The sequence below is a fragment of the Gammaproteobacteria bacterium genome, assembly GCA_013214945.1.
In the GTDB taxonomy this organism is placed as follows: domain Bacteria; phylum Pseudomonadota; class Gammaproteobacteria; order Enterobacterales; family Psychrobiaceae; genus Psychrobium.
This window is the reverse complement of the sequence record JABSRT010000008.1, coordinates 52,169-65,961: the sequence shown is the minus strand read 5'-3', so window position 1 is coordinate 65,961 and position 13,793 is coordinate 52,169. Positions and strand designations below refer to the sequence as shown.

Genomic DNA, 13,793 nt, shown 5'->3' with positions numbered 1-13,793 from the left:
CTCCATCGTAATCACAAGACTCACCTGACTGTTTCATCGTAATTCCATACCTAAAGTCCCCCCAAGATACCACCTGATTATTTAGCTAACCTAACGCCAGAGTAGAATTACACGACAGCTGTTTGCCGCCAATAAACAAAAACAACATCCAAATTTGTCATAGTTGATTTGAAACAAACTTTGGTTAAATAGATTTGTCAGCAAAAAACACAAACACATTTAAGCTATTGAATTAAATGAATTAAAAGCAAACCCTTGGCTTGAGCCCAACCAGCGCCGCAATTGGTTGATTTTTGTCAATTTGATGTCACTGAATAAGGAATAAAGTTAATTACATCAAGGCAGTTACTGAGTTTTGATTACATTCATTAGCAACTAATTTAATACAGGCCTGATTGGAATTGAGCAATCAGTCGTAGCAGGCAGCATCGAACTTACAGTCTATTGCGCCAAGGTGCTTACATTGTCGACATAGATCAGCAACACAATCTTTATCGTATGTTTGACCGCTGTATCTAAATTAGAAAATATAACAAGAGAGTGATTAACTATGTCTATCCAACCTAAAATAAATATCGACCGCCGTAAACTTTTCAAAGGCGCGGCAGTAACAGCAACCGCTGCTGCGGTCGCCAGCATGATTTCTGCCCCAGCAACAGCTCAAACTAAAAAGTCAGCGAGTAAATCAAACGATGATTTGATGAAATATAAAGCGAACCAACTCGATGTTATCGAGCAACAAATGGTTCAACCTCCTTTACTGCCTAAACACGACCAAATTGCCAAGGGCAAGCCAAAGGTGGTTAAGGTTCGTTTAGTGATTGAAGAAAAACTTATTGAGCTAGAGCCTGGGGTTAAAACGTGGGCGATGACTTTTAACGGCTCGGTGCCTGGCCCAATGATTGTGGTGCATCAATATGATTATTTGGAACTTACGTTAGTAAATCCTAAATCTAATTCGTTGATGCATAATATTGATCTGCATTCAGCAACTGGGGCAATGGGGGCGGGCGACCTAACTCACGTTAATCCTGGTGAAGAAGCAACGGTGCGGTTCCGTTGTATCAAAGCCGGTGTTTTTGTTTATCACTGTGCCCCAGGTGGCATGATGATCCCATGGCATGTGGTATCTGGCATGAATGGGGCCATGATGGTCTTACCGCGTGAAGGCTTAACTGATGAAATAGGTAACTCAGCACCTTATGATAAAGCCTATTATATCGGTGAACAGGACTTCTATATTCCGCAAGATAACAAGGGCAACTATAAGCACTACGATAGCGCACTCGCCGGTTTTAATGACACAATGCAAGTGATGAAAGGCTTGGTGCCAACCCATATTGTCTTTAATGGTGCTAAAGGCGCGATCACTGGCGAAAATTCGATGACCGCAAATGTTGGCGAAACCGTACTATTTATTCATTCACAAGCCAATCGTGATACACGCCCTCACCTAATTGGCGGACATGGCGATTTAGTTTGGGAGCGAGGATCATTTGCCAATAAACCAATGACCAATCTTGAAACATGGTTTGTTGCCGGTGGTAGTGCCGCTGCGGCAATGTACACCTTTCGTCAACCTGGCACTTACGCCTATGTAAATCATAACCTTACCGAAGCTATTCTGCTGGGCGCTGCCGCTCACGTTAAAGTTGAGGGGCAGTGGAATAACCAATTAATGGAGCAAATTTCAGGACCTCATAAGGTATAACTCTGACTAAGTACAACTCTGACTATTGCTAGGCGCAATATCGTGCCTAGCCATGATGGCTTTATTATTTACGCGTAAGGGAGCGCCATGTACCCCGCTGCTAAATATTGAGCCAGTTAGTAAGCCGTATTGTCAGGTAAAATAAACCAATAATTATTTTATCTGACACGATGTTTAATCACCCAACAAGTCGCTATTGAGTTTGTCTGCTAAGCGGGTAAACGTGCTAATTTCCTCATCGGTTAACGATGGCGCGCGACATTTTAATTGTGCGGGAATATCAAGTGCTCGCTGCTTGAGTGATTGCCCTTGTGGTGTTAGCCGTACTACTTTAATTCTTTTATCAGTCGGTGAACTATTAAGCGTTAATAGCTCTTTTGCTTGAAGCTTCTTCAATATCAAGCTCATCGCGCCGGGATCAATCAAGGTTTTTTCCAACAGTTGATTAATCACAATGTCATCAAACTCCCACAGCGCCATCATCACTACATATTGCGGATAAGTAATATCTAACTCGTTCAATAATGGTCTATAAGCTCTGGTTATGGCATTTGATAATACATAAACCCGATGGCAAATTTGCGCCTCAAGTAGCAAGTGATCGCTGTTCATTTTCTCTCCTATATTTGAGCTCAATTATACTTTGCACACAAAGTACTTGCAAGGACAGATAAATAAACTTAACATAGTTTGCATACAAACTAACTTACTAGAGATAAACAATGAATAAACTACAAAGTGTTCTATATACAGCAGATGTCACCTCAACAGGCGGTCGCCAAGGCAGCGCGCAATCAGATGATAACAACCTAGATGTAAAACTGTCGACCCCGGTTGGACTCGGTGGCTTAGGTGGTGAAGGCACTAATCCTGAGCAACTATTTGGCGCAGGTTATGCAGCCTGTTTCATTGGCGCAATGCAAGTTGTCGCTGGTAAAATGAGCATCAAACTACCTGCAGATACCTCTGTTAACGCCAAGGTCAGTATTGGCCCGATCGAGAACGGATTTGGCATCGCAGCACAGTTAAATATTTCTTTAGGCGATATGGATAAAACACAGGCACAGGCTTTAGTCGATGCTGCTCACCAAGTCTGCCCTTACTCTAATGCCACTCGTGGCAATATTGAAGTAACCATTAAGTTGTTGTAATGAGGCTGGGTTAAGTTGGTTTGTTTAATAGCAAACCAACTTAACCCATGTGTGAGGGCACTGATAATCAGAGAACGATTGTAATCAATAGCGCTATTAATTCGCGCTCACTACGTATTTTGGGATGCTAGCCTAATAACTGGCTGTGGTTGTCAATGCAGCAGGGCTGCGCTGCTGCTAGGATCTACACATTAGGATTTAATTCTAAATAATAGGTCAGGCTCGACAACCAATAAATAGTGTTGTCGGCATTAATAAATGGCTACATTTTTTCATTGCGTTCATCGGCACACTCATAAGATCCCATTTCAAACTCGCGGCAAATCCAAGGTCTATTTTCATAAATAGAACACATTAAGGTATCCCGATCTAAGGCTGAGCACCAACCATCGTCTAACCGCAACATCGACTCACTGCCGTTCTCATCCACATAAATATGCCGACTAGGCACGCCTGTTTCTGACATAATCATGACTTCAGCACTGCAACAACATGCCTGACAATTGGCACATGTAATTTCGACAACGGGGATATTTTTTACTTCAATCGGCATAAACAACGACAACAAATACAACAAAGACAATGATCAGTAGCATACTCTATTTGGCTGAAATTCTCGAGCCTACAACGCACTATCTGCAACCGACCGCGCTATTTTTATCGTCATTGACTATTGCGGTATTTCATTAGCAAAAATTTGCTCAAACAAACCTAACAACCACAGATGTAACGGGTTATTGCTTGAACGGGCATGCCACGCGACAATCACGTCAAAACTCGGTGGCTGCTCAGCGATGTCGAGCGCTACTACTCGTGGGTCGGGCAATAACCGCGACGGTAAAAAACACACACTATTGGTCGCCTCAATAATAGGTGCAGCGGCGGCAAAACTAGGAACTGACATCACAATATTGCGACTTAACCCCATGCTAGCAAACCAGGCATCGTGAGAGCCTTTAAGGTTAGCGCGTGATGGCGACACAATAATTTGTGGTAATATTGCCAGCTCACTCAGCGTATATCGCTTGCCCGAGTAAGGCGAATTTAGCCCCGTCACACACACGTGGTGATCCTTAAATAGCAGCATATTCGGGTAATTCGGTGGAATAAACTCGGGAAAAGTAATTACCAAATCGAGATCACCTGTCACCATCAGCTGGCTTAAGTTGTCAGTCTCGAATCCCCTGATCACCACTTTGAGTTTTGGCGCTTGCGCACTGATTCTATTGAGCAATAACGGCAACACCGTGATTAAAGCATAATCAGTTGCACTTATTTGCAACGTAGTATCGACAGTAGAGGGATCGAAGCATTTAGGACTGATCAAATCATCAATCTGATTGAGGATATCATTAACTTGATTTTCCATCGCTTGCGCAAATGCGGTCGGAATAACCCCATTGTTGGTTCGGATAAACATGTCGTCATCAAAGGAATTACGAATTTTTCGTAATTGCTCACTAATTGCTTGCTGAGTTAGGCCCATCTGCTTAGCTACTTTCGACAAATTACGCTCTTGCAATAACAGTTGTAATACCCGAAGCTGTTTAATGTCGAGCCGATTAATACCTGCCATCGCCCTGCCCTTGCTTTATATTATTTCACCTATGATACCAAAATTTATTGTAACTATAACAACGATTGATTGTTTTATTTTGTCGCTAATTTGATTTACTCTCTGCCGATATAAGTACCAAACTTGCATTTATTTGGCACTGTTAACTTTAATACCAATTTGATCAATTAACTGATCACACAATGGCGAGCCAATGACAAATTATATAAGTTCAACCAACCCTAGCAACGGTCAATTGATCGGGCAAGTAACCATGACCAAGTCACAAGACTTAACAGCAATAGTGGCAAATTCGCGGCTCGCTTTCCAACAATGGCGCAAGACACCTGTCGAGCAACGCGCACAAATTGTTGCCAATGCCTTTGAATCTTTAGCGCCGATGCACCGCGATTTAGCCAAACTAATCAGCATGGAAATGGGTAAAGACGGCAATCGTTCAATGGGCGAAGTATCCGGCGTTATCCATAGCGCTGAATATATTGCACAAGGCGTTGCTTTAGCCTTAAAACCGACCAATACCAGCAACCGGACCCAAATTCATTATTTACCCTTAGGTGTTGCCGCTGTCATCTCGCCGTGGAACTACCCGTTGGCGATGGCCGCAAACTTAATTATTCCAGCCTTGGTCGCTGGTAACGCCGTGGTATTTAAACCGTCAGAAGAAACACCGTTAGTGGCCGACGAAATGGTCGCTGCTTTAAACGAGAATTTACCACATAACCTGCTACAAATCGTGCATGGACGTAAAGAACTGGGCCAAAAGTTGGTTGAATCCGATGTCAATTTAGTCGCCTTTACCGGTTCTCGCATCGCTGGTAAAGATATTATGGCCCGCGCCAGCTCAGGGTTGAAACGCTTAATCATGGAGCTAGGCGGTAATGACCCAATGATCGTGATGGCCAATGCCGATATTGAAGCCGCTGCAGGTTTTGCCGTCGGTTGCAGTTTTGAAAACGCCGGACAAATGTGTGTCGCAACCGAACGCGTTTATGTTGATGAAAAAATTGCTGATCGCTTTGAAGCCACTGTGGTCGCTATCGCCAACAGATACCGAACCGGCGCCTGGGATGATGCCAGTGCCAACATTGGTCCTTTGGTCAATGCCCGCCAATATGACCAAGTTAAATTGCATATCAGTGATGCGCTCGACAAAGGTGCCAAATTATTAACAGGCGGCGCGGCACAATCACCTTTTATTCACCCAACGGTCATCTCAGATATTACGCCACAGATGTTGATCGAACAGCAAGAAACCTTTGGCCCAGTCGTCGCGATTGCCCGATTCAGTGATATTGATCAAGCGATTAGCCGCGCTAATGATTCCGAATATGGTTTAGGCGCAGTCGTATTTGGTCAGCAAGGTGCCCTCGATGTTGCCAATCAACTTGAAGCAGGCATGGTTGGCGTAAACCAAGGCGTTGGTGGCGAGGGTGACAGTCCATGGGTTGGCGCCAAGCAAAGTGGTTTTGGTTACCGCGGTTCAGTGGAAGGTCACCGGCAATTTGCCCAAGTTAAGGTATTAACCAAATGAGTGTTGCTAGTGAAACCAACGCGGCACCATTTTATGTGGTTGCAAGAGAACCCGGCGCCGAAAACCCAAGTTTACCAACTTGGACTCCAACAACTAGCAATCCCATTGAGTTGGCCACCAGTCATACAAATGAAGTAACGCGCAAAGACTTGCCGCAAGTACCTGGCGCATTTCAATTGCTTAATGTGTTATCAGCCGCAGAATGTGAGCGCTTAGTGGCACTAACCGAATCGCTTGGTTATTTGCCCGACGCCCCCGTTTCACTGCCACGAAATGTCCGCCATAACGACAATGTCACCATGGTAGTTGACCCAGTAACCGATGAGTTAATTTGGCAACGAGTCGCGGCATTGTTTTTACTGGGTGACGACAATTTTCAAGGACGACAAGCTTTAGGCCTTAACGCCCGATTTAGATTTTATCGCTACCAAGCCGGAGATTTTTTTAAGCCACACAGTGACGGTTCATGGCCAGGCAGCCGCGTTATTAATCGTAAGTTAGTGGGTCAAGCTTATGATGATCGCTGGAGCGAAATGACGTTTTTAATCTTTTTGACTGATGACTTTGACGGCGGCGAAACCCAGTTTTGGGTCCACAAGGACAATCCGAGCTTACCGGCGAGATTAACCGCTGATGTCAAAAAAGTGAACATCAGAACGCCCAAAGGCAGTGTGTTAGCATTTCCCCATGGCCAGCATCCGATGCATTGCTTGCACAGCTCACAACCTATCCTGAGCGGCACCAAATATATTGTTAGAACCGACGTATTATTCGAGCTGTAACGACGCGGATACTCATTGTTTCGCCCACAGCATTAGGGAAGCCCCTTTATTTTATAGCCGATGAATCAACATCGATTCATTAGTGATTTAATGGATTAATAGCCTTAAATCACTTAATCGGCTAGTCGGCTAATCGATAATGGTTAATGGTTAATGGTTAATGGTTAATGGTTAATGGTTAATGGTTAATGGTTAATGGTTAATGGTTAATGGTTACAACAAAAAAGCCGCAACATGGTTATCGTGTTGCAGCTGTTAACAGCTAACTTATTTAATCCCATTCGCGTGTTTAGCATAAAGTACCAGCAGCAAGAGCGGGGTTAAGACTTGGTCTACCCATTGCCGGAGCAGCAGCTCGCAGAATGCACGGCGATATTGATGTGTCATTATCAAACTTAGGAGGGAGAATTTCAAATTCACTAACGATAGTGCCGCAAGACCTAATAGTTAGCGCTATTGATACCATTCAACAACTTAATGTTTTAACGGTAGTCGCTTAGATAGAGTCCGTCAGATGTATCATAGCCCCCTATCGGTGGTTCTGAAATACAGCTTCTTTTCACTCTTACTTTAGCAAGGTAAACACTATTTCTTGTCTAATGGATCACAAGTATGGTCCGCTTCATCTATTGTCAGCGAGTTAATACTCTCGGCGTCGACACTATCAACTAACAATCTAATTAGCTTTGATTTATTGATGCCTGTTTCTTGAGTAAGCTGATTGAGCTGAACAATACACTCGTTGCTCAACGAAAAAGTCGCATGCTTAAAGCGCGTCGATTTAACTGCTTGTTTGCGCTTATGTTGTATGACTAATCGCTTGGTGGAATTAGAGAGTACCGATTTCCCTTGGCTATAGGCCGTGGCATCTTCGATAAACTCTTCTACACTCAGCTTCTTGTGTGGCCGCTTGCCTTGCTTCTTTTTTAGATCAGCTAAACTCATAACGATCATCCGGTTTCATCGCCAACAGCTCTTTCGCAATAGCAATAATTTCTAGGGCTGCTTTTCCTTTTGGATCTATTTCCATTACCGACTTACCATCTTCTTCACTATCGTCATAAATGTTACGACTATAGGTGATGGCGTCTAATACATTGATCCCATAAGATCTGCAGACTTCTTTCGCTTCTATGATTCGGTTGGCTTGGTTTGGCAGTGATGGACATTGAGTCATCACAAAAGAGGCATTCATCTTAGGGTTGACCATCTTACACGTCGATAAGATATCTTCCATATGTGGTACGGTTTTAACGTCTCGTCGTTTAGGGCGTAATGGAATTAGTACTTGATCGGCAACCGACATTGCGGCACGTAGCGCAAGATTATCTTGGCCACCACAATCAACAATCAAATAGTCATAATTGTTCGCGAGGCTCAGCAAGTCATTGCGGATCTTGCCATATAATTGAATACAGTTGATCTGCGGTAGACTCTCGTCAGTATTACGCGCCTGAATCCAATCTGATGTGGTACGTTGGGGGTCACAATCAACCATTAATACACTAGCCTCACGATGAAGTGAAAAATACACCGCTAAGTTTTGTGCCAAACAGCTCTTCCCGCTACCACCTTTTTCTCCACCTACTAGCAATATCATATTGACTCCGTTTTTTCATCGCAAATTTGAAAGAACAAGCCTATGTTATACCAACCTGATTGCTGAACATCGCAGCGTAATACCGTCGCTCTTAGGGTTGGGCAAGATTGATCTTTGGGATTAGTTTGAACCTCAACTATTTCACCAATCGCTATTGGCTCATCATTAATATACGAAAGCCCAGTTTGACTGATATTATCACAATCAACCAGCTTCGTTTTAACTATACCGCTGGCATTTTTGAGTGAAATAGCAACTAATTCACTTTCCATATCTAAGCGTAATGAACGACGTCGTTCCTGTAGCTCTGATGCGGTCTTCTCTAAATTATCTGTCATTAAGAATAACTCTATTTAGGGGTATTATTTTATCATACCTGTGCTGGAATAAGATTGCTATTGGAATAGCGAGATCGCCAATACTGATAAAACTGACGATGGCCAAACTCTTTTTCGGCCATTTGATTTGGCTAGATTTGTATTTTTCGTGCTTATTTGGCTAACTATAGCGCTGCGGCTGCCCCGAACACTCCAGACATATTCAATACTATCATGAACCTAGATCACGCCAGTTGCTGTTAGTTGTCAATCTAACAGCTGGGAAATCTACATAGCAACAAATCCATGTTCTATTGCAAGCTTAACAGACCTTACTGGGAACCAACCGATTTGGGTGCAAGCGTATAAATACAAAGATGTTAACAAAGTGATGCTGTAGCTTGAGACATCACTTTGTGCTGCGGTGAATTTAGTCGCTATTGGACGTGCTAAGCGCCGTTAACTTTTAGTCTTTGCCTTTAGTTGTTTTTGTTCCACAATCAGCGCTGTTAACACCGTATCACCGGTATTAGTCACCTGATGCTGCCATTGGTCGTGCCACATCACATATCCGTCGGCTATCTCTAACGCTAATACTTCGCCAGTTTGCGTGGTTATCTCAACGCGGCCGCCCTGTTCAAAATAAACGGTTTCGCCGTGATGCCGATGCCAGTTATCTTGTTGCCCTGGTTGCAACGTCATCTTAAGCACCAAAACTTGTTCATTTTCCAATAATACTTGATAAATATCCGGTGATGCCTAGTGAGCTGGCACGGCAGCGGTTTGATCCGCTAATGCGACATGACTTGCCAACATTGCCAGGCCTGCCACTAATAGATTTTTCATAGTTACCCTAACTTATGCATGCCGCGCACGGGATAATTATTGGCAGGGTTTCTAATCCAACCAAGACCATTTACTAAGGTTTGCAGCTCAGGCCTGACAAAAGGGTTGTTCGAAATGTCTATCACTTGGATCTGCCCCGCGCGATTAACCACAAACATCGCAGGTTCTGGGAATCGGTGATCCGTTTCTTGTGCTGAGCGCGGATCGGACATATAAAGGCCCAATGTCGCCATTTGTTGCTCGCTCAAACCATAAGCTAACGGAAAACTGACATTCAACTGGGTTTTATGCTCAAGTAACTGCGCTTTACTATCGGCCGATACCGCCAAAACATCGATCCCAATTGCCAACAAATCGGCTTTAAATTGCTCTACTTGATTAAGGTAACGTGTGCACATCGGGCAATGGGCGCCACGATAAACCACCACTAATTGCCAATCGGCCCCTTGTTTTGGCTGGCCTAATGTCGCGGTTTCACCCGATAACAAGTTGACAGTTAATGCAGGAAAATCACTGCCTGGCTGCAGTTTGTTGGTATAGCTAAGTGGTGCAATCATCTGTTGCTCCTAAAAGTTGGCGTTAATGTGCGCTTCAAATCGCTTAAAGTCACTTTCAACATCGGCATTTTTCATCACATCAAAACAAACAAAAGTGTCAAGCGGCTGCATGCCAAAGAACTTGAAGTTCATATGCGTTGGCAACATTAGGTCATCAACACTGTTGCCTTCAAAAAATTCTTGCTCATCGTTAAAGGCTTGTGCTGGCGCATTAAAGGTCAGTGACAGCATATATTTTTTGCCAGTCATGGTGCCGCCAGTGCCGTAGTTTTTCTGTGGTTCTTGCTCGTTACGACCATCGCCAACACATAGAGCACCGCCCATACCCGCAGTATATACCTCATCGATATATTTTTTAAATGACCATGGCACACCCATCCAATTACTTGGTGATTGTAACAAGATAATATCGGCCCATTGGTGATTAGCCAGTTCCTGTTCAACATCAACAGTCTCCGACATCGTAACGATACGCGTCGTATGCCCTTTGACAGCTAGCATGGTTGCTGCTTGGTCTACTAGGGTGGCATTTAGCTTGCCTGGTGAAAATTCGTAAAATTGGTGGGCGTTAATAATTAAAACGTTGCTCATGGGTATCTCCACAGATAGTAATAAAACAAAAAATATTTCGCTCAACTCGAGCTTGTGGTATATTTTAGTTACCTGTGAAATATAATCAATCAGTATACTTTTAGTAACCTGGTTTAATATTGGAGATAAAAAGTGAAAAGCACCGTAGAAACAGACAGTAAAGGTCGTAAAAAAGTTTTAAATGCCTGTACTGAGCCCTGTGCTATCGAAAAAGGCATGCGCCTAATTGGCGGCAAGTGGAAAGGTTCGATCATTTATCACCTAAAAGATGAGCCGGTTCGATTTAATGATTTAACCCGAATGTTAGGTGGCGCGAGCAAGAAAATGGTCGATCAGCGGCTTAAAGAATTAGAAGCAGAAGGCATGGTAATACGAAAAGTGATTAGCGAGCGCCCTATTGCTGTCACCTATGAATTGACCGACTTTGGCAAAACCGCGCTCGGGCTATTAGATGACTTACGCATTTGGTCACAATCTCATAAAATCGGTTAGGTGTGGTGGTAGAGTAAATCTCGCCAGCTAGTTTAGTTACTACGGATGCCCTTTAGATACTAAGGGCTAGCTTTTAGAAACTTAGGACTAGCCAAAGCTGACTAGCCCAAACTAAATTAACTCAACGCATGCTCTGCGCTCGTTAAGCTTACGCGAGTCGACAAGCCATGCAGCGCAATATTATGGATCATTTGATCGGTCGTGGTCGTCGCATCACTTAATACTGAAACATCAAAAGACTCGGCTGCTTTTGATATCGCCGTATGCGTAATACAGTTTTGAGTCATCATGCCGCACAACACTAGCTCATTACAGCCAAGTTTAGCCAGCTCTTCGCTGAGCGTCGTTTGCTCGAAACTGTCGGCAAAAGACTTAACAACAATCGGAGCATTGGGCGCTGCGGCCAAAATATCAGGATGAATATCAGCCCCTTGAGTACCTTGGTTAAAGAATGGCGCAAGCCCCATCGCAGCGTCCGCGATATGCTGCACATGAATAACCGCAACGTTATTGGTATGCGCTAGTGCTATTGCACGCTTAACCTCGATGAGTGTTTGCTCGGTATTATAAAGTGGGAATTTTCCGTCACTAAAATAATCATTTTGTAAGTCGATAACCAACAGTGCTTTTTTATTCATAACATACTCCAAATTAGGCTGAACTTAAGGTGATTTTTATTTACCCCGCTATTATCTGCACAAATCACTTGCCCCAATAGTGACCAAAATGACATTATAAAGGCCAAAACAGACAAGCCTGTAAATTATTAAGTTGAGACTAAATATGATCCGAGATATTGCGATTATCAACTACCCGCGCAGTTTGCAATCGGCGGTGTATGGATTAGAAGAAATGTTCGAGATGGCCAGCGCCATTTGTCTTGAGCAAGGCTTAGATTATCAATTTAGGTGCCATAAACACTCGGTTAATTCGTTGGCAGAAAGTAAAAACATTGATTATAACGCAATCATTTTACCGCCAAGCAATGCCAGTGATTTTTATCTCCAGCCCCCTGAGTTGTTACTAAATGCACTACGACACCACCATGCTAACGGCGCTATTATCGCCAGTGCCTGTGCTGGCACTTTTATTGTGGCTGCCACCAACTTGCTTAACCATAAACCTGCCACCACCCATTGGGGCTTGGCGAATACCTTTGCGCAACAATTCCCGGCGGTCGACTTAACCATTGACAAAATTATCGTCAATGACATCGATCTGATCACCGCTGGCGGCATGATGTCATGGTTAGATTTAGGCTTGGAGTTAGTCACGGTATTTAGCCAATCGAGTGTGATGCGCCAATTGGGAAAACATTTAGTGGTTGATACTGGCACCAGAGAACAGCGGTTTTATCAGCAATTTAGTCCAATCTTAAATCATGGCGATGTAATTATTTTAACCGCACAACGTCACTTGCAAAGCACATATACCCAAACCATAACCATTGCCGATTTGGCCAAGCAGCATCATTTAAGTGAACGAACTTTTTTACGCCGTTTTGTCAAAGCCACCCAATTAAAACCCAATCAATACCTCCAAAAATTGCGGATCCAAAAAGCCTGTGATTTGTTAGAGACCAGCCAAAGCTCATTTGAATCAATTGCCCATCAGGTAGGTTATGAAGATGTTAGCGGCTGCCGCAAACTGTTCGTGCGCACAATGGGTTTAACACCGAGCGCCTTTAGGCAACGTTTTCAGAGTTAATTAAAATTAGCAATCAACTGGTTAAGCCAGCCATCGGCCAAGCTAGGTTGGTACACTAATTTTATGTTTTCTTGGCAAGAATAATCGCAATCGGCAACGTCAATCACGGTTAAATCATATTGCTGTGCAATAAAGTCAGGCACATAGGCCAATGCACGGCCTTGCTGCACCAGCGACATTAAGACACCAAAATCATTACAACGAAAACCTATGGTGCGAGCAATTTTGTCATCACGCCAACCGTCAGAACTAATGCCGCGGCTGATCCCACAAAATGGCGACACACTAGGACAGGCAAACGGATATTCAAGCAGTTGCTCACGACTAACTCGAGCCAACGGCTGCTTGACCAATAACGGATGCTTGGCACTGGCCACAACTTTAAACAGGGTCGAGCCCAATGCAATACTGTGGTAATCACCCAGTTGATTACTGCGCTCAAGTGCCGTGTCGGTCACCAATGCCAAATGCGCGTTACCGCTAGCCAATAAATTAACTGCTTCGCTTTCCCATTTAACGTTAATCGCAATTTCGAGCTTTTTTTGATCCAGTTTGTCGATAATTTTCGGTAACCAGTGTTGAATCAAAACCGAAGGGCCAGCAATATTGACTTTAAACGTATTTTTTCTGCCGCCAAATTCACTTAGTGCCTGATCAGCCTCATGCACAATGCTTTTCGCGTATTGACGGAATTTTTCGCCGTGACTGTTTAGCACAATATTACGCCCGGTTCGGTCAAATAGCTGGGTGTTTAACCGCTGCTCTAAGCGTTTTATTACCTTGGACAATGCGCCAGCGGTCTGATGTAACTCTTTGGCGGCCAGCTGTAAATTGTTACGCTGTGCCACTAAAATAAATTTACGTAAATCTTCAATATCCATTTTTTATATCCGCCATCAATTACCACCAGAACCTAAAACAAGCCAAATCAT

16 protein-coding genes and 1 pseudogene are annotated in these 13,793 nt (G+C 43.6%); 6 read left to right on the top strand and 11 right to left on the bottom strand.

What is annotated here, in order from left to right:
• The first annotated feature begins 550 nt into the window (after positions 1-550).
• Positions 551-1,711 (top strand): nitrite reductase, copper-containing, encoded by a 1,161-nt coding sequence (nirK, locus tag HRU23_07715; GenBank protein NRA54018.1) that lies wholly within the window; start codon positions 551-553, stop codon positions 1,709-1,711.
• 174 nt (positions 1,712-1,885) lie between these two features.
• Here nirK and HRU23_07710 read toward each other — a convergent pair whose 3' ends face one another.
• The gene (locus tag HRU23_07710; protein NRA54017.1) at positions 1,886-2,323 is read right to left on the bottom strand and encodes a MarR family transcriptional regulator; all 438 of its coding nucleotides are present in this window, start codon (positions 2,321-2,323) and stop codon (positions 1,886-1,888) included.
• A gap of 110 nt (positions 2,324-2,433) precedes the next feature.
• On the opposite strand from HRU23_07710, the gene HRU23_07705 reads away from it, so the two are divergent.
• A complete protein-coding gene (locus HRU23_07705; protein ID NRA54016.1) occupies positions 2,434-2,862 on the top strand; it encodes an organic hydroperoxide resistance protein in 429 nt (142 codons plus the stop codon).
• 262 nt (positions 2,863-3,124) lie between these two features.
• On the opposite strand, the gene HRU23_07700 is transcribed toward HRU23_07705, so the two are convergent.
• A complete protein-coding gene (locus tag HRU23_07700; protein NRA54015.1) occupies positions 3,125-3,415 on the bottom strand; it encodes a YkgJ family cysteine cluster protein in 291 nt (96 codons plus the stop codon).
• A gap of 117 nt (positions 3,416-3,532) precedes the next feature.
• Positions 3,533-4,438 carry a LysR family transcriptional regulator gene (locus HRU23_07695; GenBank protein NRA54014.1) on the bottom strand — a complete coding sequence of 302 codons (906 nt, stop codon included), beginning with the start codon at positions 4,436-4,438 and terminating at the stop codon, positions 3,533-3,535.
• A 193-nt stretch (positions 4,439-4,631) separates the two neighbouring features.
• Here HRU23_07695 and HRU23_07690 point away from each other — a divergent pair, with 193 nt between their 5' ends.
• Together HRU23_07690 and HRU23_07685 are read left to right on the top strand one after the other, a co-directional pair.
• Positions 4,632-5,969: an aldehyde dehydrogenase gene (locus HRU23_07690; GenBank protein NRA54013.1), complete on the top strand. Its 1,338-nt coding sequence runs from the start codon at positions 4,632-4,634 to the stop codon at positions 5,967-5,969.
• Entirely contained in the window at positions 5,966-6,751 is a 786-nt protein-coding gene (locus tag HRU23_07685) for a 2OG-Fe(II) oxygenase (protein ID NRA54012.1), read from the top strand. Before HRU23_07690 ends, HRU23_07685 begins: the two co-directional genes overlap by 4 nt.
• Positions 6,752-7,336: 585 nt before the next feature.
• On the opposite strand, the gene HRU23_07680 is transcribed toward HRU23_07685, so the two are convergent.
• The 6 genes and pseudogenes from HRU23_07680 to HRU23_07655 all read right to left on the bottom strand — a co-directional run bounded on the left by HRU23_07680 (position 7,337) and on the right by HRU23_07655 (position 10,662).
• Positions 7,337-7,696 (bottom strand): replication protein RepA, encoded by a 360-nt coding sequence (locus tag HRU23_07680; GenBank protein ID NRA54011.1) that lies wholly within the window; start codon positions 7,694-7,696, stop codon positions 7,337-7,339.
• Entirely contained in the window at positions 7,683-8,351 is a 669-nt protein-coding gene (locus tag HRU23_07675; protein NRA54010.1) for an AAA family ATPase, read from the bottom strand. The genes HRU23_07680 and HRU23_07675 overlap by 14 nt, the downstream gene beginning before the upstream one ends.
• Positions 8,348-8,689 (bottom strand): PilZ domain-containing protein, encoded by a 342-nt coding sequence (locus tag HRU23_07670; GenBank protein NRA54009.1) that lies wholly within the window; start codon positions 8,687-8,689, stop codon positions 8,348-8,350. The genes HRU23_07675 and HRU23_07670 overlap by 4 nt, the downstream gene beginning before the upstream one ends.
• Positions 8,690-9,127: 438 nt before the next feature.
• Positions 9,128-9,514, bottom strand: a pseudogene (locus tag HRU23_07665) (hypothetical protein).
• 2 nt (positions 9,515-9,516) lie between these two features.
• Positions 9,517-10,071, bottom strand: a complete 555-nt coding sequence (locus HRU23_07660; GenBank protein ID NRA54008.1) for an AhpC/TSA family protein — start codon at positions 10,069-10,071, stop codon at positions 9,517-9,519.
• A 9-nt stretch (positions 10,072-10,080) separates the two neighbouring features.
• Positions 10,081-10,662: an NAD(P)H-dependent oxidoreductase gene (locus tag HRU23_07655; protein NRA54007.1), complete on the bottom strand. Its 582-nt coding sequence runs from the start codon at positions 10,660-10,662 to the stop codon at positions 10,081-10,083.
• A 132-nt stretch (positions 10,663-10,794) separates the two neighbouring features.
• Between HRU23_07655 and HRU23_07650 the strand changes: the two genes are divergently transcribed.
• Entirely contained in the window at positions 10,795-11,154 is a 360-nt protein-coding gene (locus HRU23_07650; protein ID NRA54006.1) for a helix-turn-helix transcriptional regulator, read from the top strand.
• Between the two features lie 116 nt (positions 11,155-11,270).
• Here the strand turns inward: HRU23_07650 and HRU23_07645 are convergent, their stop codons facing one another.
• Positions 11,271-11,792 (bottom strand): cysteine hydrolase, encoded by a 522-nt coding sequence (locus HRU23_07645; protein NRA54005.1) that lies wholly within the window; start codon positions 11,790-11,792, stop codon positions 11,271-11,273.
• Between the two features lie 145 nt (positions 11,793-11,937).
• Here HRU23_07645 and HRU23_07640 point away from each other — a divergent pair, with 145 nt between their 5' ends.
• Positions 11,938-12,861, top strand: coding sequence for a helix-turn-helix domain-containing protein (locus HRU23_07640; protein NRA54004.1), 924 nt, complete (start codon positions 11,938-11,940; stop codon positions 12,859-12,861).
• Here the strand turns inward: HRU23_07640 and HRU23_07635 are convergent.
• A complete protein-coding gene (locus tag HRU23_07635; GenBank protein ID NRA54003.1) occupies positions 12,858-13,742 on the bottom strand; it encodes a LysR family transcriptional regulator in 885 nt (294 codons plus the stop codon). The two genes, HRU23_07640 and HRU23_07635, sit on opposite strands and share 4 nt — an antisense overlap.
• Between the last annotated feature and the right edge of the window lie 51 nt (positions 13,743-13,793).